Annotated in this window: 27 protein-coding genes and 2 pseudogenes; 13 read left to right on the top strand and 16 right to left on the bottom strand. The window is 62.8% G+C overall.

Annotated elements, in window-relative coordinates:
- Window positions 1-61: 61 nt before the first annotated feature.
- Window positions 62-493, bottom strand: coding sequence for an Lrp/AsnC family transcriptional regulator (locus KHO53_RS07280; RefSeq protein WP_213570142.1), 432 nt, complete (start codon window positions 491-493; stop codon window positions 62-64).
- A 62-nt stretch (window positions 494-555) separates the two neighbouring features.
- Window positions 556-1,185 carry a LysE family translocator gene (locus KHO53_RS07275; protein WP_010222869.1) on the bottom strand — a complete coding sequence of 210 codons (630 nt, stop codon included), beginning with the start codon at window positions 1,183-1,185 and terminating at the stop codon, window positions 556-558.
- Window positions 1,186-1,408: 223 nt separating this feature from the next.
- Between KHO53_RS07275 and KHO53_RS07270 the strand changes: the two genes are divergently transcribed.
- Complete coding sequence (locus KHO53_RS07270) at window positions 1,409-2,230, top strand: NUDIX hydrolase (protein ID WP_051636824.1); 822 nt, start codon at window positions 1,409-1,411, stop codon at window positions 2,228-2,230.
- 331 nt (window positions 2,231-2,561) lie between these two features.
- Here the strand turns inward: KHO53_RS07270 and KHO53_RS07265 are convergent, their stop codons facing one another.
- The 9 genes from KHO53_RS07265 to exaC form a co-directional block, all read right to left on the bottom strand.
- Window positions 2,562-3,272, bottom strand: coding sequence for a LexA family transcriptional regulator (locus tag KHO53_RS07265; protein WP_026001304.1), 711 nt, complete (start codon window positions 3,270-3,272; stop codon window positions 2,562-2,564).
- 457 nt (window positions 3,273-3,729) lie between these two features.
- Window positions 3,730-4,257: an inorganic diphosphatase gene (ppa, locus tag KHO53_RS07260; protein WP_007933577.1), complete on the bottom strand. Its 528-nt coding sequence runs from the start codon at window positions 4,255-4,257 to the stop codon at window positions 3,730-3,732.
- 91 nt (window positions 4,258-4,348) lie between these two features.
- A complete protein-coding gene (locus KHO53_RS07255) occupies window positions 4,349-5,164 on the bottom strand; it encodes a M90 family metallopeptidase (RefSeq protein WP_010222872.1) in 816 nt (271 codons plus the stop codon).
- 9 nt (window positions 5,165-5,173) lie between these two features.
- A complete protein-coding gene (locus KHO53_RS07250; RefSeq protein ID WP_010222873.1) occupies window positions 5,174-5,824 on the bottom strand; it encodes a DedA family protein in 651 nt (216 codons plus the stop codon).
- 210 nt (window positions 5,825-6,034) lie between these two features.
- Entirely contained in the window at window positions 6,035-6,493 is a 459-nt protein-coding gene (locus KHO53_RS07245) for a GNAT family N-acetyltransferase (RefSeq protein WP_010222874.1), read from the bottom strand.
- A 94-nt stretch (window positions 6,494-6,587) separates the two neighbouring features.
- The gene (gene eutC / locus KHO53_RS07240; RefSeq protein WP_010222875.1) at window positions 6,588-7,412 is read right to left on the bottom strand and encodes an ethanolamine ammonia-lyase subunit EutC; all 825 of its coding nucleotides are present in this window, start codon (window positions 7,410-7,412) and stop codon (window positions 6,588-6,590) included.
- An 11-nt stretch (window positions 7,413-7,423) separates the two neighbouring features.
- A complete protein-coding gene (locus tag KHO53_RS07235) occupies window positions 7,424-8,818 on the bottom strand; it encodes an ethanolamine ammonia-lyase subunit EutB (RefSeq protein ID WP_010222876.1) in 1,395 nt (464 codons plus the stop codon).
- Between the two features lie 51 nt (window positions 8,819-8,869).
- Complete coding sequence (gene eat / locus KHO53_RS07230) at window positions 8,870-10,318, bottom strand: ethanolamine permease (RefSeq protein ID WP_010222877.1); 1,449 nt, start codon at window positions 10,316-10,318, stop codon at window positions 8,870-8,872.
- 111 nt (window positions 10,319-10,429) lie between these two features.
- A complete protein-coding gene (exaC, locus tag KHO53_RS07225) occupies window positions 10,430-11,950 on the bottom strand; it encodes an acetaldehyde dehydrogenase ExaC (protein WP_036996981.1) in 1,521 nt (506 codons plus the stop codon).
- Window positions 11,951-12,215: 265 nt separating this feature from the next.
- Here exaC and KHO53_RS07220 point away from each other — a divergent pair.
- The 5 genes and pseudogenes from KHO53_RS07220 to KHO53_RS07205 all read left to right on the top strand — a co-directional run.
- Window positions 12,216-13,941, top strand: a pseudogene (locus tag KHO53_RS07220) (sigma-54-dependent Fis family transcriptional regulator); the annotation flags it as partial.
- A 92-nt stretch (window positions 13,942-14,033) separates the two neighbouring features.
- Window positions 14,034-14,186: pseudogene (locus KHO53_RS25935) on the top strand (helix-turn-helix domain-containing protein); the annotation flags it as partial.
- Window positions 14,187-14,252: 66 nt separating this feature from the next.
- The gene (gene mpl / locus KHO53_RS07215) at window positions 14,253-15,602 is read left to right on the top strand and encodes a UDP-N-acetylmuramate:L-alanyl-gamma-D-glutamyl-meso-diaminopimelate ligase (RefSeq protein WP_010222881.1); all 1,350 of its coding nucleotides are present in this window, start codon (window positions 14,253-14,255) and stop codon (window positions 15,600-15,602) included.
- Window positions 15,599-16,228 carry a flavin prenyltransferase UbiX gene (gene ubiX / locus KHO53_RS07210; RefSeq protein ID WP_010222882.1) on the top strand — a complete coding sequence of 210 codons (630 nt, stop codon included), beginning with the start codon at window positions 15,599-15,601 and terminating at the stop codon, window positions 16,226-16,228. The genes mpl and ubiX overlap by 4 nt, the downstream gene beginning before the upstream one ends.
- On the top strand, window positions 16,225-16,512 hold the full coding sequence (locus KHO53_RS07205) for a YceK/YidQ family lipoprotein (protein WP_010222883.1): 288 nt from the start codon (window positions 16,225-16,227) through the stop codon (window positions 16,510-16,512). The genes ubiX and KHO53_RS07205 overlap by 4 nt, the downstream gene beginning before the upstream one ends.
- Window positions 16,513-16,584: 72 nt before the next feature.
- Here the strand turns inward: KHO53_RS07205 and KHO53_RS07200 are convergent, their stop codons facing one another.
- The 3 genes from KHO53_RS07200 to KHO53_RS07190 all read right to left on the bottom strand — a co-directional run bounded on the left by KHO53_RS07200 (window position 16,585) and on the right by KHO53_RS07190 (window position 19,527).
- Window positions 16,585-17,226 (bottom strand): oxidoreductase, encoded by a 642-nt coding sequence (locus tag KHO53_RS07200; RefSeq protein WP_010222884.1) that lies wholly within the window; start codon window positions 17,224-17,226, stop codon window positions 16,585-16,587.
- A 26-nt stretch (window positions 17,227-17,252) separates the two neighbouring features.
- Window positions 17,253-18,983: a C13 family peptidase gene (locus tag KHO53_RS07195; protein ID WP_213570140.1), complete on the bottom strand. Its 1,731-nt coding sequence runs from the start codon at window positions 18,981-18,983 to the stop codon at window positions 17,253-17,255.
- 88 nt (window positions 18,984-19,071) lie between these two features.
- On the bottom strand, window positions 19,072-19,527 hold the full coding sequence (locus KHO53_RS07190; protein ID WP_010222886.1) for a MaoC family dehydratase: 456 nt from the start codon (window positions 19,525-19,527) through the stop codon (window positions 19,072-19,074).
- Window positions 19,528-19,685: 158 nt separating this feature from the next.
- Between KHO53_RS07190 and KHO53_RS07185 the strand changes: the two genes are divergently transcribed.
- From KHO53_RS07185 to KHO53_RS07175, 3 genes are read left to right on the top strand one after another with little or no spacing between them, the layout of a single operon-like run.
- Window positions 19,686-20,048 (top strand): CidA/LrgA family protein, encoded by a 363-nt coding sequence (locus KHO53_RS07185; RefSeq protein ID WP_010222887.1) that lies wholly within the window; start codon window positions 19,686-19,688, stop codon window positions 20,046-20,048.
- The gene (locus KHO53_RS07180) at window positions 20,045-20,761 is read left to right on the top strand and encodes an LrgB family protein (RefSeq protein WP_010222888.1); all 717 of its coding nucleotides are present in this window, start codon (window positions 20,045-20,047) and stop codon (window positions 20,759-20,761) included. The genes KHO53_RS07185 and KHO53_RS07180 overlap by 4 nt, the downstream gene beginning before the upstream one ends.
- A gap of 9 nt (window positions 20,762-20,770) precedes the next feature.
- Window positions 20,771-21,361 (top strand): LON peptidase substrate-binding domain-containing protein, encoded by a 591-nt coding sequence (locus KHO53_RS07175; protein WP_010222889.1) that lies wholly within the window; start codon window positions 20,771-20,773, stop codon window positions 21,359-21,361.
- Between the two features lie 3 nt (window positions 21,362-21,364).
- Here the strand turns inward: KHO53_RS07175 and KHO53_RS07170 are convergent, their stop codons facing one another.
- Entirely contained in the window at window positions 21,365-22,681 is a 1,317-nt protein-coding gene (locus tag KHO53_RS07170) for a bifunctional DedA family/phosphatase PAP2 family protein (protein ID WP_213570139.1), read from the bottom strand.
- Between the two features lie 4 nt (window positions 22,682-22,685).
- Window positions 22,686-23,378, bottom strand: a complete 693-nt coding sequence (locus KHO53_RS07165; RefSeq protein ID WP_026001305.1) for a DNA-3-methyladenine glycosylase — start codon at window positions 23,376-23,378, stop codon at window positions 22,686-22,688.
- Window positions 23,379-23,649: 271 nt separating this feature from the next.
- On the opposite strand from KHO53_RS07165, the gene KHO53_RS07160 reads away from it, so the two are divergent.
- From KHO53_RS07160 to rlmH, 4 genes are read left to right on the top strand one after another with little or no spacing between them, the layout of a single operon-like run.
- Entirely contained in the window at window positions 23,650-24,921 is a 1,272-nt protein-coding gene (locus KHO53_RS07160; protein ID WP_010222892.1) for a glutamate-5-semialdehyde dehydrogenase, read from the top strand.
- A 31-nt stretch (window positions 24,922-24,952) separates the two neighbouring features.
- Entirely contained in the window at window positions 24,953-25,609 is a 657-nt protein-coding gene (gene nadD, locus KHO53_RS07155; protein ID WP_026001306.1) for a nicotinate-nucleotide adenylyltransferase, read from the top strand.
- A gap of 45 nt (window positions 25,610-25,654) precedes the next feature.
- Window positions 25,655-26,083 (top strand): ribosome silencing factor, encoded by a 429-nt coding sequence (gene rsfS / locus KHO53_RS07150; RefSeq protein WP_010222894.1) that lies wholly within the window; start codon window positions 25,655-25,657, stop codon window positions 26,081-26,083.
- Window positions 26,084-26,092: 9 nt separating this feature from the next.
- A complete protein-coding gene (gene rlmH / locus KHO53_RS07145) occupies window positions 26,093-26,560 on the top strand; it encodes a 23S rRNA (pseudouridine(1915)-N(3))-methyltransferase RlmH (protein ID WP_010222895.1) in 468 nt (155 codons plus the stop codon).
- Window position 26,561: the final 1 nt, after the last annotated feature.

Raw genomic sequence — 26,561 nt, 5'->3', positions numbered from 1 at the left:
AGGCCTCCATTTCAGAAAATTCCAGACTGGGTAGACAGTAGCTGAGGATTGGCACTGCAACTCACGGCATCAGGTTTCGCCGCTCAATGGGTTCGGAAAGCACGATGCTGGTGCGGGTTTCCCCGTAAGGGTTGATCCTGGAGATGATGCTTTCGATATCGGCCATGGACCTTGCGTAGAGCCGGATCAGGTAGGAGTCGTTGCCGGTGACATGCAGGCATTCGACGACTTCGGGGATTTGCTCAAGCAAGGCAATCAACTTGGCCTTGGCCGGCTTGAAGGTGGTGATGCCCACCACCGCTGACACGCCATAACCGAGTTTTACCGGATCGACCTGGGCAGCGTAGCCCTTGATCACCCCGGCCTCTTCGAGCTTGCGCAGGCGCTCGGTGGTGGCGGGAATCGACAGGCCGGCATGGCCTGAGAGTTCGGTGATGGACATCCGTCCCGAGCGCTGCACCGCGGCGAGGATTTTGCTGTCGATTCGGTCCATGTCGATCTCCTCTGCAAGAACCCTGACAGTAGTGAAACTTGCAGGCTTTGAGCAATCTGAAATTAGCCGCCTCGCAGCAGCACACCGGTGATGATCTGGTAGACACCCAGCAAGGTGATGGTCGAAGCGGAAAATACGTTGATCAGCTTCAGCTTCGAGTTTGAAAGTCTCGTGGCGAACAGGGCCGAAAATCCGCTCAACCCCAGCCACCAACCGGCGGAGCCCAGGAAGATGCCTGTGACCATCAATGCAAGGGCATAACTGTTGCTTTGGCCCGCGCCGACGCCATCGCTGATTGCGGCGAATATGGCAATGAACGACAGGATGGTCATCGGGTTGGACAAGGTCAGCAGCAAGGTTGTGGAGTAAGCTCTCCACGGCTTGTAGGGTTCCCCGGATGACCTGCTCGAAGTCGCTTCCGATGTGATGATTCGATAGCCCACATACGCCAGAAAAGCACCGCCGAAAATGCACAGCCAGGGTTTCCAGCCCACTAGGGTTGTGATCAACGCGCTGATCCCCAGCGCCCCGATAAAACCATAGATAGCATCCGCCGTTGCCGCGCCCAACCCGGTGGCGAACCCGGCGCGCCAGCCCTGCGTGAGGCTGCGTTGAATGCACAGCAAGCCGATCGGGCCGACTGGCGCGGCGATGCACAGGCCGATGAGCAGGGATTTCAGGAACAGCAGCATGGTTGAATCTCCGGTGGGCGGTGACTCAAGGCTAAGGCGCGAAGTGGGCTTGGTTAATGTGGGATTGAAGGATTTTTGCGGGAGTGACGGAAGAATTTAAGGTGGTGGCGCCTGCACATGGCCTGGAGCCCCGCAATCTTCGGGGCTCGGAAATCGGCGACGGATGACGTTGCAGGCGTCATTATCATGCCTTCTTGTACCTATCTCGCATTGAGCAACGAATATGACATGGATTATCCCCCAGGCCAGCGCATACGGCGGCGTTCTATTGAACTCCGATGGACAGGTTCTCTTGCGCGAGCCGGCAAATCACCACGACGGCTATGTCTGGACATTTGCCAAGGCGCGCCCGCTCGCTGACGAGGAGCCTGAGCAAACAGCTGTCCGCGCGGTGCGTGTGGACGCGGGGCACGAAGGTAAAGTGATCGGCGTACTCCCTGGGCTCTATGAAGGCGGTACAAGCAAGAATGCTTTTTTTCTAATGATCTCGGGTTTCGCTCACGGCCCGACAGGGGGCCACACCCAAAACACGTGTTGGGCGAGTTTTGAGCACGCGCGCGAACTCATTGGCAAAACAACCAACCCCATCGGTCGCACCCGTGATCTACAGGTGCTTGAGGCTACTCAGCGGTGGTTAGCAAGCAACCGCAAGGGTGTCGTCGCTTTCGAGCAACAAGGCTCAAAAGGCTGGGCGGTCAAGGGCAATTGGCTCACTAAGGAAATGCCAGAGCAATTCGTAACCCTTTCTCTGGATTTTGTTCTCGACGCTGAAGAGGCGTGTGCCATCCGCAAGGGATTTATCCCGTCTGAGATGGAAGAAAAATGGTTCAGTTATTACGTGGACGATGTGCTTTATCAGCATCGTAGCTGGACGGGGGTTCTGGTGGACCGCATCAGGTTTGTCGACGAGGCAGACGGTATTCGGGCAATACAAGCCGATGTGAACCGAGATCAAGAGCAGTATTCGCAAATGGATGATGCGCAAGATATTCGGCGCATAGAGTCAATGGTTCGAAACCTGGCGAGTCGTAATCGGTTGGTGTAGCTGGCCGATTTCTGAGTACCAACATGCCAATGATGTGGATGCGCGAGCGAGTGCGCATCTGGCGGCCATCGTTGCCCGGCTATTGATGGCTGGCTTTTCAACCAGGCATTAAAAAGCCGGCTTGTGGCCGGCTTCCGGGGACGGGCTTGGCTAATTTTTGGTAAGCCGCAACCGCCTTAAAATCGTTGCTCCGGCGCTGGGGCCGGGAGGTGGCGGGCAAGCGGTGGGGTGCCGCGCCAGGGCCGCGGGCGAGCTGGGCCGCCGGGCTAAATGTGCGGCGTAGCATACTGGGATTGGCCAGCGATGCCCAGCAAAAATTCTTCGCCAACGCTCAAGCCGGGCGGCTGTCGCGCAGGTGGCCCCACCAGAAGACCCAGCCGAGCACCTCCAGGTGCTGGGTCTTGAGTTGCGCCGGGCTGTAGGTTTCAGTCGGGTATTCGTCGCTGTCCTGGCTGTGCAGGCGCAAGGCGCCGTTGGCGCGGCGGCTGAGGCTGTTGATGCGCAGGCGGCCATTGTGCAGCAGGGCGTAGATCTCGCCGTCGACCACGCGGGTGAGGCTGCGGTCGACGGCCAGGGTGGTGCCGCGCGGTAGCAGCGGGCTCATGTTGTGCCCGGGCATGCTCAGGCACAGGGCATCGCCAGGGTCGACCCCCAGGGCGTCGAGGGCGCGGATGGGCAGGCGCAGGTAGCGGTCATCAACAGCTTTTAACTGGCGGGCCTGGACGCTGTAGAACGGCAGTTGGATGTCATTGTGGTTGTGCGCCGCCAACAGGCTGGCATCGGGGCTTTCGACGCCCGGGCGGGCCGCCTGGCTGTTGAGGCGCGGCAAGGGGTTGGGGTGTTTGGGGCCTTCGCCGTTGCGCAGCCAACGGCTACGCACGCACAACAGTTCGGCGATTTCATCCAGGCGGGCCAAGGGCACGCCGCGCTTGAACCAGTTGTTGACGTGCTGTGGCGTGACCTTGCGCTGCGCGGCAAAGTCGGAGGGGGACAGGTTGCACTCGCTCAGGAGCACTTTGAGACGATCGCCAGATGTATTCATGAGGCCCGAGTTTAGTGGGCTTGCAGCGCCTGGGCTATAAACGCGAGGTTCATTTTGAAGGCGGGAAAATGGCTGGCTTACAGGCGTTTGCCTAGGCTGGCGTAAGAGGTTTCCTGGCAAAAAAATCCACTTGGAAGGTGTTCGGACCTATCCTACGCACGCTGCTGCCTTTTCACTGTTGTGATAAAGGTGCTACAGGGCTAGTTTCCTCGGGTCGCTACGTTGGCGACCGGGTGTGAGAGCTCGAGTAGATAGTAGAAGCAGCTAGTTATGGCAGCTGTGCGCGGGCAGACCTCGGTCTGGCCGGGTTTCCTATGTCTACCGGTCTCTCACCCCGCGTACGGCTGCCACCCTAATCCTGTGAGAAGGATTGAGGTGGAGGCTCCCACCTTGAATGGGGCGTTCTTGCCCTGAAACAAAAAGCCCCGCAGGTGCGGGGCTTTTTGTTGAGGGTTGCTTAGCCTTTGTAAGCTGCAACCGACTTGGTGATCGCGGCGCGAGCGGCGTCAGCGCCATCCCAGCCTTCGATCTTGACCCACTTGCCTTTCTCGAGATCTTTGTAGTTCGCGAAGAAGTGCTCGATCTGCTGGATCAGCAGGGCAGGCAGGTCGGTATATTCTTTGACGTCGACGTACAGTTGCGACAGTTTGTCGTGCGGTACGGCGATGACTTTGGCGTCGCCGCCGCCATCGTCGGTCATGTTCAGGATGCCGACCGGACGGGCGCGGATGACCGAGCCTGGGGCAACCGGGTACGGCGTCACGACCAGCACGTCGAGGGGATCACCGTCGTCGGCCAGGGTGTTGGGGATGTAGCCGTAGTTGGCCGGGTAGAACATCGGGGTGGCCATGAAACGGTCAACGAACAGGCAGTCGCTGTCCTTGTCGATCTCGTATTTGATCGGCGCGTGGTTGGCTGGAATCTCGATGGCGACGTAGATGTCGTTCGGCAGGTCTTTGCCAGCCGGAATCTTGCTGTAGCTCATTGGGCAGTGCCCCCATGTTTGGCCAAAAATTGGTCGCGATTATAGGCACATTCCGCTGCGCTTGCCACGCCCGCCCGGATGTCCGGCTGGCTCAGTCCTGGGGCTGCCGGTAATGCGGGTGATGGTGCTGCAACTGCTGCAGGCGGGCGAGCGGGTCCTGGCGGTAAAAGCCGCGCAGTTGCTGGTACACCGCGGGGTAGGCGTCGTTGAGCAGGTCGGGGGCGCTGAAGAAGTATTCGCTGGTCACGGCAAAGAACTCCGCCGGGTTTTCCGCGGCATAGGGGTCGATGGCGGTCTCGGCGTCGGGGTTGCGGTCGAGCTGGCGGTTGAGGTCGTCAAAGGCCTCCTGCATGGCCTGGGCCCAGTCGCTGACGCGTAAATCGCTGTGCAGTGGCGGCAGGCCGTTGGCATCGCCATTGAGCATGTCGAGCTTGTGCGCCAGTTCGTGGATCACCAGGTTGTAGCCTTCCCAGCCACCGCTGGCCTGTACCCCCGGCCAGGCCAGGATCACCGGGCCCTGCTGCCAGGCTTCGCCACTGTGCTCACCGTCCCACTCGTGTTCGATACCACTGGCGTCGCGATGGCGCTGGGGGCTGAGGAAGTCGTCGGGGTAGAGGATGATCTCGTGGAAACCCTGGTACCAGTTCAGCTCGCCCAGGTGCAGCAGCGGCAGTTGCGCCTGGGCGGCGAGAAACAGCCGCTGCTCGCCGTCCAGCTCGACCCCGGGCAGGGCACTGAGGTGTTTGTCGTGCAGGAACAGTACGCAGGCTTCACGCAGCCATTGGTCTTCTTCGTCGCTGAGGCCATCGAGCATCGGCAGGCGCTCGCGCACCCGCTGCCAGCGCTGCGGGTCGAGCGGGTGTCGGGCCAGGGTGCGGCGACGGCGCCAGGCGCGGAGCGACCACATAGGCCGGGCTTAGTGAACCTTGGCTTCGTTGCGGCTCATGCGGCTGCGCACTACGCCGATGATCATCGGCACCAGCGACAGCAGGATGATGGCGACGATCATCAGCGACAGGTTCTGCTTGATGAACGGCACGTTGCCGAAGAAATAGCCGAGGGTCACCAGGCCGCCCACCCAGAGCACGGTGCCGGCGACGCTGAAGCCGAGAAAACGCGGGTAGTGCATTTTCGCGATGCCGGCGACGAACGGCGCGAAGGTCCGCAGGATCGGCAGGAAGCGCGCCAGGGTCACGGTCTTGCCGCCATGGCGTTCGTAGAAGTCGTGGGTCTGCTGCAGGTAGTCGCGGCGGAAGATCTTCGAGTTGGGGTTGCGGAACAAGCGTTCGCCCGCCGTTCGGCCAATCACGTAGTTGGTGCTGTCGCCGAGGATGGCTGCGGCCATCAGCAGGCCGCCGAGCAGAACCGGGTCCATGCCGCCGCCAGCAGCGACGGCGCCGGCGATGAACAGCAGGGAATCACCCGGCAGGAACGGCATGACCACCAGACCGGTCTCGCAAAAGATCACCAGGAACAGGATCGCGTAGATCCACGGGCCGTAGTTGTTGACCAACAGGTCCAGGTAGGCGTCGAGATGCAGAATAAGGTCCAGCGGGTTGAAATCCATGTACAGCACCTGTGTTCTTGACCCGAGGGACGGGCTTGCGATGGCTGGCAGTGCGAATGCGGACGGTCGCTACCCGGGAGATGGGTAAAGTTTCACACACAATGAAGAGGCGCATTATACGGCTACGAACAGATTGTGCCTGCGCAGTTTGTAGCGGCGGATGTCGAATGGATGTGAACGGCAGGCGCGGCGCCTGCCGTTGCGCCCGGATCAGTCCGAGTTGATAGGCAGGATGTAGCTCTTGAACTCGGTGTCTTCGTGAAAACCGATGGATTCGTAGGTTTTCATCGCCACTTCGTTGTTGCTGCTGGTAGACACCCGCAGGCGCACCGCGTTGGTTTCCTTGGCCAGCTTCTTGGCTGCGCGCATCAGGTGGTCGGCCACCAGCATGCGCCGGGAGTCTTCGGCGACATAGATGTCGTTGAGGATCCACACGCGCTTGAGCGACAGCGACGAAAAGCTCGGGTAGAGCTGGCAGAAGCCCATCAGTTTGCTGTCGTCATCGTCCGGCAGAGCCAGGTAGATGATCGACTCGCCACGTTCCAGGCGTTTTTCCAGGAATGAGCGCGAGGAGTCCGGGTAAGGCAGCTGGCCGTAGAACTCGCGGTACCTGACGAACAGCGGGACCAGCATGTCCAGGTGTTCCAGGGTTGCTTGGATGATTCGCATAAGCAGGCCTCAGAGTCCATGGGAGTTTACGGTGAGTCGCCGACAGCCTTGGTAGATGCTGCCTGAAAGCAATTAGAAAACGCAATCTAGGATCTCAAGGTTTACTCAGCAGGAAGTTTGCGCTTTTCGGCGCATCGCTGTCTGACTCAAGGGTTTGCACCTGGGCTTCATCCTTCAGGTTGACCCCCGACAACTGCCGCCGACAGGCTTCGCGCATCAGGTACAACAGGCGATGGGCGGCCATGCCGTAGCTCAGACCTTCCAGGCGCACGTTGGAAATGCAGTTGCGGTAGGCATCGGTGAGGCCGACCTTGGGGTTGTAGGTGAAATACAGCCCGAGGCTGTCCGGCGAGCTCAGGCCTGGGCGTTCGCCGATCAGGATCACAGTCATCTTGGCCCGGAGCAGTTCGCCCACTTCATCGGCAACCGCCACCCGGCCTTGCTCCACCAATACCACCGGTGAGGTCGACCAGCCGTCGGCGGCGCTCTGTTCTTCCAGGCGGGCGAGAAACGGCAGGGTATGGCGGTGCACGGCCAGGGCCGAGAGGCCGTCGGCGACGACGATGGCCAGGTCAACGCCGCCGGGGTTGGCCTGGGCATGCTCGCGCAGCCGTTGTGCTGAATCGTCGTGCAGCCGGCGCCCCAGATCGGGGCGTTGCAGGTAGCTGTGGCGATCGGCGGCGGCACTGTGCAGCAACAGGCTGTCACGCCCGCGTGCGCTCAATTGCTCGCGCAGGCCGGCGTGGTCGAAGGCCAGGTGCACGGCATCGCGGGCCTGGGCGTGGGCGAACTGGAAGTCGAGCTGGGCGCCAGTGGGCAGGCTGGTACCGGTGCGGCCCAGGGCAATGCGCGCCGGGGTCAGGCGGCGCAATTCCAGCCAGGGATTGCTGCTGTTGTCGTGTTGGGGAGTGTTGGCCATAGTCGACTCGCTTATCCCAGTTGCGCCAGGGCCTGGCGGAAGGCCGGAGGCAGGTTGTCACCAAAACGCACCCGGCCGTCGGCCTGGGTGAAGATGCCCATGCGCGCCAGCCAGGCCTCGAATTCCGGCGCGGGCTTGAGGCCCAGGGTCTGGCGGGCGTAGAGCGCATCGTGAAACGAGGTGGTCTGGTAGTTGAGCATGATGTCGTCGGAGCCGGGGATGCCCATGATGAAGTTGATCCCGGCGACACCCAGCAGGGTCAGGAGCATGTCCATGTCATCCTGGTCGGCTTCGGCGTGGTTGGTGTAGCAGATGTCGCAACCCATGGGCACGCCGAGCAGCTTGCCGCAGAAGTGATCCTCAAGCCCGGCGCGGATGATCTGCTTGCCGTTGTAGAGGTATTCCGGGCCGATGAAGCCGACCACGGTGTTGACCAGAAACGGCTTGAAGTGGCGGGCCACGGCATACGCGCGGGTTTCGCAGGTTTGTTGGTCGACGCCGTGGTGGGCATTGGCCGACAGGGCGCTGCCCTGGCCGGTCTCGAAGTACATCAGGTTCTGCCCGAGGGTGCCGCGGTTGAGGCTGAGACCTGCGTCGTAGCCTTCCTTGAGCACATTGAGGTTGATGCCGAAACTGGCGTTGGCCGCCTCGGTGCCGGCAATCGACTGGAATACCAGGTCCAGCGGCACGCCACGGTTGATCGCCTCGATCGAGGTGGTCACGTGGGTCAGCACGCAGGCCTGGGTCGGGATGTCGTAGCGCTGGATGATGGCGTCGAGCATCTCCAGCAGCGCGCAGATCGAGGCGATGCTGTCGGTGGCCGGGTTGATGCCGATCATGGCATCGCCGTTGCCGTACAGCAGGCCGTCGAGAATGCTTGCGGCAATGCCCGCCGGCTCATCGGTGGGGTGGTTGGGCTGCAGGCGGGTCGACAGGCGCCCGCGCAGGCCCATGGTGCCGCGAAAACGGGTGACCACGCGGATCTTCTGCGCCACCAGCACCAGGTCTTGGACGCGCATGATCTTCGAGACTGCCGCGGCCATTTCCGGGGTCAGGCCCGGGGCCAATGCACGCAGGCTGTGTTCATCGGCTGCTTCGCTGAGCAGCCAGTCGCGCAGCCCGCCCACGGTCAGGTGGCTGACGGCGGCAAAGGCGCTGGCATCATGGGTGTCGATGATCAGCCGGGTGACTTCATCGTCTTCGTAAGGGATCAGCGCTTCGCTCAAGAAGTGCTTGAGCGGGATATCGGCCAGGGCCATCTGCGCCGCCACCCGTTCGCCGTCGTTGCTGGCGGCGACGCCGGCGAGAAAGTCACCCGAGCGCGCCGGGCTGGCCTTGGCCATGACTTCCTTGAGGCTGTCGAAACGGTAGGTCTGGTTGCCCGCCGTGTGTACAAAACTTGCCATACAGACTCTCCAGAACGCCGCAGGGCTGGCCTGCGGCGTAGGTGGCGTTGATCAGTGCAGGGCCTCTTCGGCCTTCTGGATCGCGGCGAATTCTTCTTCCGGGGTCCCAGCGACCAGGTGGTGCCGACTGTAGAACGCAAAATAGGCAATCAATACCGCATAAATCACTGCGGCGCCAATCACTACCCGCGGGTCGACCAGAAAGCCCGCCACCACCGCGATGCAGGCCAGCACCAGGGCCACGCCCGAGGTGAAGATGCCGCCGGGGGTGCGATACGGGCGCTCCATTTTCGGCCGGCGGATGCGCAAGGTGATGTGCGCGGCCATCATCAGTACATAAGACAGCGTAGCGCCGAACACCGCGACCAGGATCAACAGGTCGCCCTGGCCGGTCAGCGACAGGCCGAAACCGATGATCCCGGGGATCACCAAGGCCAGTACCGGGGCCTTGCTCTTGTTGGTTTCCGACAGCTTGCGTGGCAGGTAGCCGGCACGGGACAAGGCAAAGATCTGCCGCGAATAGGCGTAGATGATCGAGAAGAAGCTGGCGATCAGGCCGGCCAGGCCCACCAGGTTGACGAAACCGCCCATCCAGGTCGAACCGCCGTAGGCTTTCGACAGCGCTTCCACCAATGGGTTACCGGAGGCTTTCAACGCTTCGGCACCGGCGCCACCAGGGCCGACCACCAGGATCAGCAGGGCGAAGGCCAGCAGCACCAGCATGGCGCCGATCAGGCCGCGGGGCAGGTCGCGCTTGGGGTTCTTGGTTTCTTCGGCGGCCAGCGGTACGCCTTCGACGGCGAGGAAGAACCAGATCGCGTAAGGGATCGCGGCCCACACCCCGACATAGCCGAACGGCAGGAAGCTGCTGGCGCCAACGGCGTCGGTCTGGGCGATATCGAACAGGTTGTTGACGTCGAAGTGCGGCACCATCGCCACCAGGAACACGCCCAGGGCAATGGCGGCCACGGCGGTGATGATGAACATCAGCTTGAGCGCTTCACCGACACCGAAGATGTGGATGCCAATAAAGATGATGTAGAACGCCAGGTAGATCATCCAGCCGCCGATGCCGAACAATGACTGGCAATAGGCGCCGATAAACACCGCAATGGCCGCCGGGGCGATGGCGTACTCGATGAGGATCGCCGTACCGGTAAGAAACCCGCCCCAGGGCCCGAATGCGCTGCGGGCAAAGCCGTAGCCGCCACCGGCGGTGGGGATCATCGACGACAGTTCCGCCAGCGAGAAACACATGCACAGGTACATGGTCGCCATCAGCAAGGTGGCGAGGAACATGCCGCCCCAGCCACCCTGGGCGAGGCCGAAGTTCCAGCCGGCGTAGTCGCCGGAAATCACGTAGGCGACGCCCAGGCCCACCAGCAATACCCAGCCGGCGGCGCCCTTTTTCAGTTCACGTTGTTGGAAGTAGTCGGAGCCGACCTTTTCGAAGTCGACAGAAGAGCCTGCCGGCACGCTGCCGGTATGATCGCTTGGCATAGGGTTCACCTGTTCTTTTTATCAATACCGGCGGGTGCCGGTTTGTCTGGTGATGGTCTTGCAGGAAGCGAGCCAGAGCGGCCCCGGGATTGGAGCCGCCCTGTTTCTCGTTTAGAAGAAGCCCAGCGGATTGATGTCGTAGCTGACCAGCAGGTTTTTGGTCTGCTGGTAGTGATCGAGCATCATTTTGTGGGTTTCACGGCCGACGCCGGACTTCTTGTAGCCACCGAACGCGGCGTGGGCCGGGTACAGGTGGTAGCAGTTGGTCCATACGCGACCGGCCTTGATGCCGCGGCCCATGCGGTAGGCGCGGTTGATGTCGCGAGTCCAGACACCGGCGCCGAGGCCGAACTCGGTGTCGTTGGCAATCGCCAGGGCTTCGGCTTCGTCCTTGAAGGTGGTGATGCTCACCACCGGGCCGAAGATTTCTTCCTGGAACACGCGCATCTTGTTGGTGCCCTTGAGCAGGGTCGGCTGGATGTAATAACCGGTCGACAGGCTGCCTTCGAGTTTTTCCACCTTGCCGCCGGTCAGCAGCTCGGCGCCTTCCTTCTCGGCGATTTCCAGGTACGAGAGGATCTTGTCGAACTGTTGCTCGGAGGCCTGGGCGCCGACCATGGTGTCGGTGTCCAGTGGGTCGCCGCGCTTGATCTGCTTGATCTTCTTCATCACCTCTTGCATGAACGCCGGGTAGATCGACTCCTGCACCAGGGCGCGGGATGGGCAGGTGCACACTTCGCCCTGGTTGAAGAACGCCAGCACCAGGCCTTCGGCGGCTTTTTCAATGAAGCTCTGCTCGGCCTGCATGATGTCTTCGAAGAAGATGTTCGGCGACTTGCCGCCCAGCTCGACGGTGGACGGGATGATGTTCTCGGCGGCGCATTTCATGATGTGCGAGCCGACCGGGGTGGAGCCGGTGAAGGCAATCTTGGCGATGCGCTTGCTGGTGGCCAGGGCTTCACCGGCCTCGCGGCCATAGCCTTGCACCACGTTGAGCACGCCTGGCGGCAGCAGGTCGCCGATCACTTCCAGCAGCACGCTGATGCCCAGCGGAGTTTGCTCGGCGGGCTTGAGTACCACGCAGTTGCCGGCGGCCAGGGCCGGGGCGAGTTTCCATGCGGCCATCAGGATCGGGAAGTTCCACGGGATGATCTGCCCGACCACGCCCAGCGGTTCATGGAGGTGGTAGGCCACGGTGTTGCCGTCGATCTCGGCGGCACTGCCTTCCTGGGCGCGCAGGCAGCCGGCGAAGTAGCGGAAATGGTCGGCCGCCAGCGGGATGTCGGCGTTGAGGGTTTCGCGGATGGCCTTGCCGTTGTCCCAAGTTTCGGTGATGGCCAGCAGTTCGAGGTTCTGTTCGATACGGTCGGCGATTTTCAGCAGGATCAGCGAGCGTGCCTGCACCGAAGTGGCGCCCCAGGCATCCGCCGCGGCGTGTGCGGCGTCCAGGGCCTTTTCGATGTCTTCGGCAGTGGAACGCGGGAATTCGGCAATCAGTTGGCCGTTCACCGGTGAGGTGTTTTCGAAGTACTGGCCTTTGACGGGGGCAACGAACTCGCCACCGATGTAGTTCCCGTAACGGCTCTTGAAGGAAACCTTGGCGCCTTCGGTACCGGGATGTGCATAACGCATGATGTGTCTCCTGGCTATTGTGCTTGTTGGGAGGATGTAAAGCATAGAGCAAGGGTTGGGCCAGTGTAGGCGGCCTTAGGTAAATCAAGGGTTTAGGCGGTTTCTGCGCCGGCGGTGGCGGGGCGCTGTAGCGTGCCTGGCACAGCCAGGGTGACACTTTGTACCGTTGTTGACACAAGGCGTGACCCAACAGTCAAGCCAGCATTGCATTGCGCCGATGGGTGGAGGATGCTGGGCCTGTCTCGTCTGCGGAGAACAATAAAAAGTGCAGAGCAATCACCTCAGCCGGCATGCCCGGCAAGTACTCACCGTGACCCAGGGCAAGGCCCTGGCACAGGGCCCTGGCAGCGATCCGTCGATCGCCCGCTCGTGGTTGCGTTGCCTTGAGGACTATCACCTGGACCCGGCCCAGAGCATGGCCCCGACCGTGCTTGAACATGGCCGCGTGCTGGAAAGCCGCGAACGCTTGCAGCAGGTGCTGCAGATCGCTGGCAACGAAATGAACAGCCTGCACCAGCAGCTTTCCGGCGCCGGCCATGCGGTACTGCTCACCGACGCCCGCGGGGTAATCCTCAATTGCGTCACCGCGCCCACCGAGCGGCGCATCTTCGAGCGTGCCGGGCTGTGGCTCGGTGCCGACTGGAGCGAAGCCCGCGAAGGCACCAACGGCATCGGCACCTGCCTGGTCGAGCGCCAGGCGGTGACCATTCATCAGGATGAGCACTTTCGTGGCCGTCACACCGGGCTGACGTGCTCGGCCAGCCCGGTGTTCGACCCGCACGGCGAACTGCTGGCAGTGCTCGATGTGTCCTCGGCGCGGGCTGAAGTTTCGCGCCAGAGCCAGTTTCACACCATGGCGCTGGTCAACCTCTCGGCGAAGATGATCGAGAGCTGCTACTTCCTGCGTTATTTCGAAAACCAGTACCTGCTGCGCTTTCACCTGCAGGCCGAGTCCGTCGGGCTGTTCAGTGAAGGGTTGCTGGCCTTTGATGGCGACGGACGGATTTGCGCGGTCAACCAGAGCGCCTTGAACCTGCTGGGCACCGTCCGTGGCGGCTTGCTCGGCAAGCCTGTGGATATGTTCTTCGATTGCTCCCAGAGCGAGCTGCTCAGCCGTGCCACCGCCCAGGCGAGCACCAGCTGGCCGCTGCGCACCCGCGATGGGCGCTTGCTGTTCGCCAGTTTGCGTGGCCAGGTGCGGTCGATGCTGCCTGCGCTGGCGCCGCTTGCGACGTCAGTCAAAACCGAGAAAGCGGCGGGTATCTGCCTGGTCGATCCGGCCCTGCAGAACGATTTTCGCCGTGCGGTACGGGTGTTCGAGCGCGATGTGCCGCTGCTGCTCAACGGCGAGACCGGCTGCGGCAAGGAGGCTTTCGCCAAGGCCGTGCACTTGGCCAGCCAGCGCAGCGGCAAGGCGTTTGTCGCCCTTAACTGCGCATCGATCCCTGAGAGCCTGATCGAGAGCGAGCTGTTCGGCTATCGTGGTGGCAGTTTTACCGGGGCGCGCAAGGAAGGCATGCGCGGCAAGTTGCAGCAAGCCGATGGTGGCACGTTGTTGCTGGACGAGATCGGCGACATGCCCCTGGCCCTGCAAACCCGCTTGCTGCGTGTCCTGGAAGACCGCATGGTGGTGCCGATCGGCGGCGAGCCGCAGGCGGTCAACGTGCGCATCATCAGCGCCACCCACCGCAACCTGCTGGAGCGGGTCGAGGATGGCAGCTTTCGCGAGGACCTTTATTACCGGCTTAACGGGCTTGAGATCGAGCTGCCGGCCTTGCGCGAGCGCAGTGACAAGTCGCAACTGCTGGACTTCATCCTGGCTGAAGAGGCCGGCGAGCAATCGGTGAGCCTGGAACCTGCGGCGCGCAGGGCGTTGCTCGACTTCGCCTGGCCGGGCAACGTGCGCCAGTTGCGCAACGTCTTGCGTACCCTGGTGGCGCTGTGTGATGACGGCTGTATCCGCCAATCCGAGCTGCCAGCCACTATTGTAGGAGCGGCGGTGCGGTTACCCGACGTGCCCCGCAATAGCGGTCTGTCTGAGCCACCCCTTTGCGGTGCAAGCCCGCTCCGGCAGGGGGAAGGCGAGTCTCCTTTGGAGGACGCCGAACGCAGCGCCTTGCTGGTCACGCTCGAAAAACACCGCTGGCACATGACCCATGTCGCGGCGCAGTTGGGGGTCAGCCGCAATACCTTGTATCGAAAACTTCGCAAACACGGCATCGCCCGAGACGCTTGAGCGAAACACAGGATGCGATTTGTCGCGCCCTAGGCTACCCTGCCTCGACGTTTTGCGAGGTCGATCATGCACATTCATATTCTCGGTATTTGCGGCACTTTCATGGGTTCGCTGGCCGTGCTGGCCAAGGAGCTGGGCCATCGGGTCACCGGCTCCGATGCCAACGTCTACCCACCGATGAGCACTCAGCTCCAAGCCCAGGGCATCGAACTGACCCAGGGCTATGACGCCGCCCAGCTGGACCCGGCGCCGGACCTGGTGGTGATCGGCAATGCCCTGTCGAGGGGCAACCCGGCAGTGGAATACGTACTGAACAAAGGCCTGCCCTATGTGTCGGGGCCACAGTGGCTGGCTGACCATGTGCTGCAAGGCCGCTGGGTGCTGGCGGTTGCCGGTACCCATGGCAAGACCACCACCAGCAGCATGCTCGCCTGGGTGCTGGAGCATGCCGGCATGAGCCCGGGTTTCTTGATCGGCGGCGTGCCGCAGAACTTCTCGGTGTCGGCACGTCTGGGCGGTACGCCGTTCTTCGTGGTCGAGGCCGACGAGTACGACAGCGCCTTCTTCGACAAGCGCTCCAAGTTCGTTCATTACCGTCCGCGCACTGCAATCCTCAATAACCTTGAGTTCGATCACGCGGACATCTTCCCCGACCTGGCAGCCATCGAGCGGCAGTTCCACCATTTGGTGCGCACCATACCGAGCGAAGGCCTGGTGATTCATCCCACCACCGAGCCGGCGCTGGAGCGGGTGATCAAGATGGGCTGCTGGACCCCGGTACAAACCACCGGTGAAGGCGGGCAGTGGCAGGTCAAACTGCTCAGCGCCGATGGTTCGCGTTTCGAAGTCAGCTTCGAGGGCGAAACTCAAGGCGTGGTCGAGTGGGAGCTGACCGGTCAGCACAACGTCGCCAACGCGCTGGCCACCCTGGCCGCTGCTCGCCATGTCGGCGTGGTGCCGGCCATGGGTATTGCTGCGCTGAGTGCGTTCAAAAGCGTTAAACGCCGGATGGAAAAGGTCGCTGAAGTGCAGGGCGTGACCATCTATGACGATTTCGCCCACCACCCAACGGCTATCGCCACCACCCTCGACGGCCTGCGCAAGCGCATCGGCGATGCGCCGCTGATCGCCGTGATCGAACCGCGCTCCAACTCGATGAAGCTCGGTGCCCACCGCGATGGCTTGCCGGAAAGCGTCAACGATGCCGACCAGGTGATCTGGTATGCACCGCCGAACCTGGGGTGGGACCTGGCCGCCACCGCTGCCGAATGCAAGGTGCCGGCCGTGGTCGCCGACAGCCTTGAGGCGATCATCGAACGGGTCAAGAGCCAGGCCAAGCCCGGCACCCAGGTGGTGATCATGAGCAACGGCGGCTTTGGCGGCCTGCACGGCAAGCTGGCCGAGGCGCTGAAATGAGCGGGCCGGAACGCATCACGCTGGCCATGACCGGGGCTTCGGGGGCGCAGTATGGGCTGCGCCTGCTCGATTGCCTGGTGCGCGAAGACCGCGAGGTGCATTTTCTGATCTCCAAGGCCGCGCAACTGGTCATGGCCACCGAGACTGATGTGTTGTTGCCGGCCAAGCCGCAAGCCATGCAAGCCTTCCTCACCGAGTACACCGGCGCTGCCGCCGGGCAGATCCGCGTGTATGGCAAGGAAGACTGGATGTCCCCGGTAGCCTCGGGCTCCGGCGCGCCAGCGGCGATGGTGGTGGTGCCGTGTTCTACCGGCACCCTGTCGGCGATCGCCACCGGCGCCTGCAACAACCTGATCGAGCGGGCTGCGGATGTCACCTTGAAGGAGCGTCGTCAGTTGGTCCTGGTGCCGCGCGAGGCTCCATTCTCGACCATCCACCTGGAGAACATGCTCAAGCTGTCGAACATGGGCGCAGTGATCCTGCCGGCGGCACCGGGCTTTTATCATCAGCCACAGACCATCGATGACCTGATCGACTTTGTCGTCGCACGGATCCTCAACGTGCTGAACATTCCCCAGGACATGCTGCCGCGTTGGGGTGAGCATCATTTTGGCGCGGATGAATGAAGCGTCAGCTTGGCGTGGTGCTGCTGTGCTTGATGGCTAATGGTTGCGCCAGTGTGCGTACCCTGGATGCGGCCAAGCCGGGAGCGCCGGTGGTTTATGCCGGAACGCGCCTGGACTTGTACGCCCTGAAGGGTGGCTGTTGCGCCATGGACCGCTTTGGCGCCGAAGCGCCGAAGTACCCTGGGCTGGATCTGCCGGGCAGCGCCTTGCTCGATACCTTGCTGCTGCCGCTGTCGGTGTTGACCGCGTTGGGAATTGGCTTTCAGGCGACGGGCGGGTTGTAGCCTCTGGTCTCATCGCGGGTCAAGCCCGCTCCTACAGCGATCAACTGTGGGAGCGGGCTTGCCCCGCGATTGCTACTTGCCCAACCGGCGCAATTCATCCGACTCGACAATCCGAATCCCGTCCTGCTCTTCCAGCGCCAAACGCCACAGCGCCCTGGCCAGTTGGCAGGCCTCGATGCCCCGGTACTTGCCTGGAATCAGCTTCGACAGCGGCCCGGCCAACCTTTCTGACAGGCGCGGCTCGATGCGATCACCCAGCAGCAGCGACGGTCGGGCAATGGTCAACTGCGGCCAGTCCTGCGCCTTCAATGCGGCCTCCATTTCGCCTTTGACCCGGTTGTAGAAGATCGGCGATCTGCGGTCGGCGCCGAGGGCGCTGACCACCAGCAAATGCCGGGCGCCCATCTCCCGGGCGCGTTTGCCGAAGGCGACGACCATGTCCAGGTCGACCGCACGAAAGGCCTGTTCCGATCCGGCCTGCTTGATGGTGGTACCCAGGCAGCAGAAGGCGATGTCGACGCGACCCGCCAGTTGAGGGAGGAACACCGCCGGATCACCCACCGGGTTTTCCAAGTGCGGGTGTTCGGCCAGAGGGCGACGGGTTGGGGCTAGTACGCGGCTGACGGTAGGCTCGTTGAGCAGCCGATCAAGTAAATGTTCACCGGTAAGACCGGTGGCTCCGGCAAGCAGGATGTGCTGAGGCGTCAAGTACATGATGTCTCTCCCTTGATACAGTCAGCTTAGTGGTTGCTCGCATTTTTTGCATGCTCGCCTGATATGCCCGCGTCACTTTGCAACGCCTTGCGAGCTTGCTGCTGGCGCAGTCGCTGCCAGTGTTCAAGGACTGCCTTGGGGGCCCAGATCTGCGGCTCGGAGGCATCAAAGCCTTCGATCGACTCGCGTTCCGAAACGGCGGTCCTGGCCCGGTCAAAGGCCTGCTGCAGATCATCGGTCTGATTCAGGGCCTGGGCGAACAGGGCGTCACCGAAATACGTGAAATCGGCCTCTTCCGAGCAGCCGAACGACACGCGGTCGGCGCGCGAGGCGGTCATGATCAGGGTTTTTTCGTCCTTCAGCGGGGCAATATACCCACCCGAGTAACAGGCCGAGATGACAATGATCTTGTCGCGGTCTTTCAGCGGCGCCAGGGTTGCGGCCAGGGCGTCGGCGGGCAGGTCGGCCAGTTGCAGGCGCGGCTGGTCGAGTACCAGCTCGTGTTCGTGGCTGCCGTGGCTGGTCAGGTAGACGAACACAAGGTCTTCCGGCCCGCTGCGTTCTGCCAGGGTGCGCACGGCGCGGGCGAGATTCTCGCGGGTGGCCATGGGCCGGTCAGCGAGGTGGTCGCGGTGGTTGACCAGGCTGACCTGGCCGATCGCGCCAAAGCGGCTCTTGAGCATGTTGCTGACGTAGTCGGCCTCGCGCAGGAACACGCTTTGCTTGCCATCGCCGCCGAGGGCCAGGCTGTACAGTTCGATTTCTGGGGTCGAGGCCGGTACTTTCGCCAGGGCCTGGTCGAGCAGGCTGCCCTGGTTCAGCAGCGCCAGCTCCAGTGGGTCGGGCAGCAGCTTGCCGTGCTCGTCGCGCACGCGTTGGCCGTTGAGCCACAGGCCGCTTTCACTGCGCCCATCGACCAGGGTCAGGCGGCCATTGCCCTGGTAGGTATCGTTCTCGAAGCCGCCGACATACACGCTGCCGTCCGCCAGTCGCAGGCGCCCGTTACCGGAAAAGCGCCAGTCGCGAAAGTTGCCCTTGTAGTGGCTGTCGTCGCTGCCGATCAGCTCGCCTTTACCGCTGAGCGAGCCATCTTTGAACTGGCCGATCCATACGTCACCGTCGGCGTTTTCGTAGCGGCCACGGCCTTCCAGGCGATTGTCATGAAAAGCGCCGATGTACTGATCGCCGTCAGCGCTGTTGAAGGTGCCGCTGCCTTCGAGCTGGCCATTGACGAAATGGCCGCTGAACTGGTTACCGCTGGCATCGCTGCGGATGCCTTCGCCATTAGGTTTGCCGCGGGCGAACAGGCCCTGGTACTGGCTGCCGTCAGCCAGTTCGAGATGGCCGGCACCGTTGTACTGGTCGTCCTTGAACTGGCCACGGTAAAGCAGGCCGGGCTCTTTCAGCGTGCCTTCGCCGTCGCGACGGCCGAGCTTGAAGCCGCCGGTGTAGCTGCTGCCTGGCGTCTTCAGGGTGCCCAGGCCGTGGAACAGGCCCTGCTGGAACTGGCCACGGTAAACCTCGCCATTGCTACCGTGCCATTCACCCTGGCCATGCCACTGGCCGTTGAGGAAGTTGCCTTGGTACCAGCTGCCATTGGGGTAGTCGATGCGCCCGGCGCCTTGCAGCAGACCGTCGACCACTTCGCCACGATAGCGGCCGCCATCGGGCAGGCGCGCATCAGGGGGCGACAACGGTTCGCCGTCACCGCAAGCGGCCAGTAGCAGGGTCAGGGCAAGAGGAACGAGTGGGCGCATGGCGGGGTCCGGACGAGTGAGGCCCCGAGTATGCCGCAGAATGCGGCGGGTGAAACAGTCGCGAGGACGGTTTCACCCAGTGCCAGGCTCAGACGAAGCAGAGCGACAGCGGTTCGGCAATGTAGGCGGGTTTTTCCTGGCCTTCGATTTCCAGGGTGGCGGTGACCTTGAGCAGCCATTGCCCGGGTTTTTTCTCGGTGGCGTCGGCCAGGTCGACCTTGAGCCGCACCTTGCTGTCGACCTTCACCGGCTGGATGAAGCGCACGCTGTCCAGGCCATAGTTGACGACCATCTTCAGGCCTTCAGGCAAGACCAGGATGTTCTCCATCAACTTGGGGATCAGCGACAGGGTGAGAAAGCCGTGAGCGATGGTGCTGCCAAATGGCGTTTTTGCCGCCTTGATCGGGTCGACATGGATGAACTGAAAGTCGCCGGTTGCCTCGGCGAAGAGGTTGATGCGCTGTTGATCGATGGTCAGCCATTCGGAACATCCCAGTTCCTTTCCAACGTACTGCGAAAGCTCTGCAACAGGTACATAGGGCATTGTGACTCTCCAGATTGTCTTTGGTTTTCTTATCACTTCGGCAGATTCGAAAGTCTAAGATCAGCACGCCTGCCGGGTATGGTCAAGTCGGCCAAGATCGGCTTATAGCCCGGTCGTTAGCGTGCTTATAATGGCCGCCAGGCTTCAAGGAGATGCTTATGCTGTTGCGTGGTTTGACCTGGCTGGTGTTGTTCCAGTTGCTCGGGACGGCGATCAACCACCTGTTCGTGCCGATCCTTCCGGGGCCGATCATCGGCCTGCTGTTGCTGCTGGTGTACCTGATGCTGCGAGGTGAAGTCGGTGCGCCCCTGAGCGAGGCGGCCAACAGCCTGCTGCGTTACCTGCCACTGTTGCTGGTGCCGCCGGCGGTGGGGGTGATGGTCTATGCCGCGGACATTGCCGCGGACTTCTGGGCCATCGTCGGCGCGCTGGTGCTGTCGGCGCTGCTCACCCTGGTGTTTGTCGGCGTGTTGATGCACAAGCTGATGGCCCGTCAAGACAACCAGGAGGAACAGCCATGAGCCTGGACTGGAGTGGTGCTGTCGATGCCGTGATACACCATCCGCTGTTCGGCATCGGCATTACCCTGGGTGCCTATCAACTGGTGCTGGCGGCCTACGAGAAAACTCGCTGGATCTTCCTGCAGCCGGTGCTGGTGTCGATGCTGGTGGTGATTGGTGTACTGCTCACTTGTGGCCTGACCTACAGCGAGTACCGTAAAAGCACCGAGATCATGAATATCCTCTTGGGCCCGGCGACCGTGGCGTTGGCGGTGCCGCTCTACCTTAATCTGCGGCGCATTCGCCAGCTGTTCTGGCCGACCTTTACTACGCTGGTAATCGGAGGGGTATTCGCCACGGGTGCCTGCCTGTTGCTGGGCGGGTGGTTCGGCGCCGAACACATGATCCTGATGACCATGGCGCCCAAGTCGGTGACCTCGCCAATTGCCATGCTGGTGGCTGAACAGATTGGCGGCGTGGCGGCGCTGGCGGCGGTGTTCGTGTTGATCACCGGGGTGATCGGGGCGATTTTCGGCCCCGCGCTGCTCTCGCGTTGCGGTGTTCACAGCCCGGAGGCGCGTGGCATGGCCCTGGGCGTCACCGCGCATGCGGTGGGTACCTCGGTGGCGCTGCAGGAAAGTGAAGAATGCGGGGCCTTCGCGGCCCTGGCGATGAGCCTGATGGGGGTTGCCACAGCGGTGTTCCTGCCCCTGGCGGTCAGCCTGGTTGCTTGAGGAATTGCAATGACGTTACCCCTGTTTCCGCTCAATACCGTGCTGTTTCCTGGCTGCTTTCTCGATTTGCAGATCTTCGAGGCGCGCTACCTGGACATGATCGGCCGCATCATGAAGCAGGGCGGTGGTTTTGGCGTGGTATGCCTCCTTGAAGGCGAGCAGGTCGGCGCTGCGCCAACAGGCTTCTCGCAGATTGGCTGCGAGGCACTGATTCGCGACTTTCAGCAGCAGGACAACGGCCTGCTCGGGATTCGTGTCGAGGGTACCCGGCGCTTTCGCGTCGGGCCGTTCGAGGTGCAGAAAGACCAGTTGCTGGTCGCCGATGTGTCCTGGTTGCCGGAGCTTGCCGATGAGCCGCTGGAAGATGACCATCACGACTTGCTGGCGCTGCTGCAGGCGCTGGGTGAGCACCCGATGGTCGAGGCCTTGGGCATGCCGGTAGCGGTGACCGGCCAGCAGGCGCTGGCCAATCAGTTGGCCTACTTACTGCCTTTCGTCGAAGAAGACAAGCTCGACTTGCTGGCCCTCGACTCACCGCGCAAGCGCCTGGAGGCTATCCAGGCGCTGCTCGATCGGCTGCAGGGCGAGCTGTTTGCCTGAGTCTCAGTACTGGTAGCGCAGCAGGGCGTGAGGCAGCGAGTGCAAGGCGAAAAACGCCAGCAGGGCGACGCAGGCCGGCAGGATCAGCCACCACACCCGTAGCGGCAAGGCCGTGAGCGGCTGGCGATTCTGGGTCAGGGTCAGGCTGGTGGCGCACACGCAGCAGGCGAGCATGGCGCCGGCGAGGATGTCGGTCGGCCAGTGCGCCCCCAGGTACACCCGTGACAGCGCGATCGACAGCGCCGGGATGCAGCCCAGCAGGATCCAGGTCAGGCGCATGCGCGGCGGTTGTCCGCGTCCGGCCAGTACCGCCAGCACCAGAAAGAACGCAAACGACGCCGAGCTGTGGCCGCTGGGCATGCTGTAGGTGGTCAGCGGATCGGTCAGTACTTGCGGGCGCGCCCGGGCAAACAGCCATTTGAGGCTGCCGTTGGCCAGGGCCGTGCCGATCAGGGTGCTGCCGGCGAAAATCGCCGGGCGCCACTGGCGGGCCAGCAGCAACAGGCCAGTGAGCAGGCCGCCGAGGAAGAACTGGGTACGGAAATCGCCGAGGCGGGTGATCAGCACCACCGTGCCGTCGATGGCGCGACTGCGGTTTTCCTGGATCAGGGTCATCAGGCCCTGGTCGAACTGGGTCAGGTACGGCCAGCCGAAAAACAGCCCGGTCAGGGCCAGCAGGCTTATCCCGGCAATCAGCCGGGTGCCGCGGCGCATGCTGCGCAGGCTGCTGTTGATGCTCAGGCCGATCAACACTGCCAGGCCGCCGCCGACAACCCCGGCTTGCGGCCAGAACCCTTCCGGTAATGGCAGGCGCATGGCCGCGCCAGTGGCCCAGCCTGGTAGCAGGTAAGCCACTGCCCAGCCGGCACCGGCAATCAGGCTTACCGCAATAAAGCGTGGCAGCGGCATGTCGAACATGCCGGCGACCATGGGCAGCATCGGCCGCAGCGGGCCGATGAAGCGCCCCACCAGCAGGCTGGCGATGCCGTAGCGCTGGAAGTAGGTCTCGGCGCTGCCGATCCATTCCGGATGATGGCGTAGCAGGGGCAAGCGGCGGATGTTCTGGTGAAAGCGTCGGCCCAGGGTGTAGGAGATCGCATCACCCAGCAGGCCGCCGGCAAAGCCCAGCAGCAGGGTTTCGCCCAGGCTCAGGGCGCCGCTGCCGGCCAGTACGGCGACGGCGAACAGCAGGATGGTGCCGGGGACAATAATCCCGGCAATTGCCAGGCATTCCACGCAGGCCACCAGAAAAATGGCCAAACCCAGCCACTGCGGGTTGGCGCTGAGCCAGGTGGTCAGGCTGTCGAGCCATGGGCCCATCGTGTCAGTTTCCTTGTGTCAGTAAAAAGTAGTCCCGGCCTTCGACTTGGCCCCGGCGCAGCGGGTTCCGTGTGCAATGGCGGGCGAAGCTGGCATCGACGAAACGGTAGGGCAGGTGTTCATCGCGGCCGTGGGGAATTCCCAAGCGGGTGGTCTGGATAATCTGTTTCACGTTGATACCGCAGTCTTCGACAAACAGCTGTTCGGCATCGAAGCGTTTGCCGTCCCAGTGCGGCACTTTCAGGCCCAGGGCTTTGCACAGCAGGGTCTGGCCGGCGCACAAGCGTTCGGGCGGGCGCGCCTGGCCGTTGGCGTCGGGGTTGTTGCGTTGCATTTGCGCCAGGCTGTTGTCGTCCGAAAGGGCGTCGACGAAGGGGTAGGCCGACTTGATCAGCACCGCATTGCCCGGGCCGTGGGCGCTGAAGTTCAGCGAGTCGCCGCCGCGGGCGTAGTACATGTAGATGTGCCCGCCATCGAGGAACAGCGCCCGGCGCTTTTCCGTGTAGCCGAGGGAGGCGTGGCTGCCCTTGTCGGTGAGGTAGTAGGCCTCGGTCTCGATGATCCGTGCCGCCAGCCAGTACGGGCCGTGGCGATGACGGATGACCTTGCCCAGCAGGGCCTTGGCCAGTTCTTCGGCGTCGCGATCGAAGAAACTGTCGGGCAGGGCCTGGAGCGGGCAGGGGGCGGAGTCGGGCATGTTGGCGGGTTCGCGGGTGGACAGGTGGGCGATGATAGCAATTTCTGTCTTAACCAACCCTGAATGGCCGAAGTGCACTGTTGGAGCAACTGTCTGTGGGCGGCTTCAGCGCTGGCAAGCCAGCTCCCACACGTCTTGCAACAACCCTGAGAGCACCGTCAATCCTGTGGGCGCGGCACTCTTTTCGACCATCCGCCTGTCACCGCTGGGCGTGGGGCCGCACGACAGCTATAATCATCCGATTTTCCCCTTCGCCAAGACCACTGAGCCCATGACTGAGTCCGTTCTTGACTACATGACCCGCCTGGGGCGCGCTGCCCGCGCGGCTTCCCGCGTGATCGGCCGTGCCAGCACTGCGCAGAAGAACCGCGCCCTGCAAGCTGCCGCCAACGCCCTGGATGCTGCCCGCGCCGAGCTGACCGCCGCCAATGAGCTGGACCTGGCCGCTGGCCGTGCCAATGGCCTGGAACCGGCCATGCTCGAGCGTCTGGCGCTGACCCCGGCGCGCATCGACAGCATGATCGTCGGCCTGCGTCAGGTGGCCAGCCTGCCGGACCCGGTCGGTGCGATCCGCGACATGAGCTACCGGCCGTCGGGTATCCAGGTCGGCAAGATGCGTGTACCGCTGGGGGTGATCGGCATCATCTACGAGTCGCGGCCGAACGTGACCATCGACGCCGCCAGCCTGTGCCTGAAGTCGGGCAACGCCACCATCCTGCGCGGCGGCTCCGAGGCCATCCACTCCAACCGCGCCATTGCCGCCTGCATCCAGCGCGGCCTGGCCGAGGCCGGCTTGCCGGCAGCGGTGGTGCAAGTGGTGGAAACCACTGATCGCGAAGCGGTCGGCGCGCTGATCAGCATGCCGGAATTCGTTGATGTCATCGTGCCTCGTGGTGGCAAGGGTCTGATCGAGCGCATCAGCCGCGACGCACGGGTGCCGGTGATCAAGCACCTGGACGGTATCTGCCACGTTTACGTGGCCGAGCATGCCGATCTGGACAAGGCCCGGCGCATCGCCTTCAACGCCAAGACCTACCGTTACGGCATCTGCGGGGCGATGGAAACCCTGCTGGTCGATCAGTCGGTAGCTGCGGAGTTCTTGCCGGAAATGGCCCGCCAATTTCGGGAAAAAGGCGTCGAACTGCGCGGTTGCGAGCGTACCCTGAAAATCATCGAGGCGGTGCCGGCGACGGAACAGGACTGGAGCACCGAATACCTCGCGGCCATTCTGTCGATCCGTGTGGTGGACGGCCTGGACCAGGCGATTGAACACATTAACCGGTATGGCTCGCACCATACCGATTCCATCGTGACCGAACATCAGGCACAGGCTCGCCAGTTCATGGCCGAGGTCGATTCGTCCTCGGTGATGATCAATACACCGACCTGCTTTGCCGACGGTTTCGAGTACGGCCTGGGCGCGGAGATCGGGATTTCCACCGACAAGCTGCACGCCCGCGGCCCGGTCGGCCTGGAAGGCCTGACCTGTGAGAAATACGTGGTGATCGGCGACGGTCAGTTGCGCGGACAGGAGTCGCTCTGACTTGGCCGAGCGCAAGCCGCCCGCCCGCCTCATGACGATGTCGCCCGCCCGGCGCATCGGTGTGCTCGGCGGGACATTCGACCCGGTGCATATCGGTCACCTGCGCAGTGCGCTGGAGGTGGCCGAAGTGCTGGCGCTGGACGAGCTGCGGCTGATGCCCAACGCCCGCCCGCCGCACCGCGACACGCCGCAGGTGTCGGCACAGGACCGTCTGGCGATGGTCCAGTGCGCTGTTCAGGGCGTGCCAACGCTGTCGGTCGATGCCCGCGAGCTTGCCCGCGACAAGCCGTCGTACACCATTGAAACGCTGGAACTGATGCGCGCTGAAATGGCCGCCTCGGAGCAACTGTTTCTGCTGCTGGGCTGGGACGCGTTCTGCGGCCTGCCCAGTTGGCACCGTTGGGAAGAATTGCTGCAACACTGTCACATCCTGGTGCTGCAACGCCCGGATGCCGACGTCGAGCCGCCGGATGCCTTGCGCAACTTGCTGGCAGCGCGTTCGGTCAGTGATCCGCAGGCCCTGGAAGGGCCTGCCGGGAATATTGCATTCGTCTGGCAGACACCGCTTGCGGTGTCTGCCACGCAGATCCGACAGCTGCTGGCCAGCGGCAAGTCGGTGCGGTTTCTGGTGCCGGACGCAGTACTGGCCTACATCGATGCGCACAACCTTTACCGTGCGCCGAACTGAGGGTGCTGAGAAGCGCCTTACATTATTGAGTTGAATGAGTTTTATATGACCAAGCAAAAACACAACGCCGTCAGCGCCGAAGAACTGGTCGAACTGACCAAGTCCGCCCTGGAAGACGTCAAGGCCCAGGACATCCAGGTCATCGACGTGCGCGAAAAGCACAGCCTGACCGATTACATGATCATCGCCACCGGTACTTCCAACCGCCAGATCAGTGCGATGCTGGAAAAGGTTCGCGAACAGGTCAAGGCCAAGGGCGTGCAGCCTCTGGGCGAAGAAGGCAAGGGCGACAGCGACTGGGTGCTGCTCGACCTCAACGACGTCATCGTCCACATGATGACCGCCGCTGCCCGTCAGTTCTACGACCTCGAACGTCTGTGGCTGGGCGCCGAGCAGAGCCGCGCCGCCGATGGCAAGCACCACAGCCCGGAAAACACCCACGACTTTTCAGACAAGCTCAAAGACCGGGAATAAGGAACGCTCGTGCGTCTGCGTCTGATCGCGGTCGGCTCGCGCATGCCCAAGTGGGTCGAGGACGGTTGGCATGAATATGCCAAGCGCCTGCCCTCGGAGCTGTCGCTGGAGCTGGTGGAAATACCGCTCAATACCCGGGGCAAGAATGCCGACGTCGCCCGTCTGATTCGTCAGGAGGGTGAGGCCATGCTCGCCAAGGTCCAGCCAGGGGAACGGATTGTCACCCTGGAGGTCCATGGCAAGCCCTGGAGTACCGAGCAACTGGCGGTCGAGCTGGACCGCTGGCGCCTGGACTCGCGTACGGTCAACTTCATGGTTGGCGGCCCCGAAGGGCTGGCGCCGGAAGTCTGTGCGCGGGCCGAGCAGCGCTGGTCGCTGTCGCCGCTGACACTGCCCCACCCGTTGGTAAGGATACTGATCGGCGAACAGCTGTACCGCGCCTGGACCGTATTGTCCGGGCATCCCTACCATAAATAAG

Origin of the sequence: Pseudomonas sp. RC2C2 (genome assembly GCF_018390435.1) — a bacterium.
In the GTDB taxonomy this organism is placed as follows: domain Bacteria; phylum Pseudomonadota; class Gammaproteobacteria; order Pseudomonadales; family Pseudomonadaceae; genus Aquipseudomonas; species Aquipseudomonas donghuensis.
This window is presented reverse-complemented; position numbering and strand designations above follow the sequence as displayed.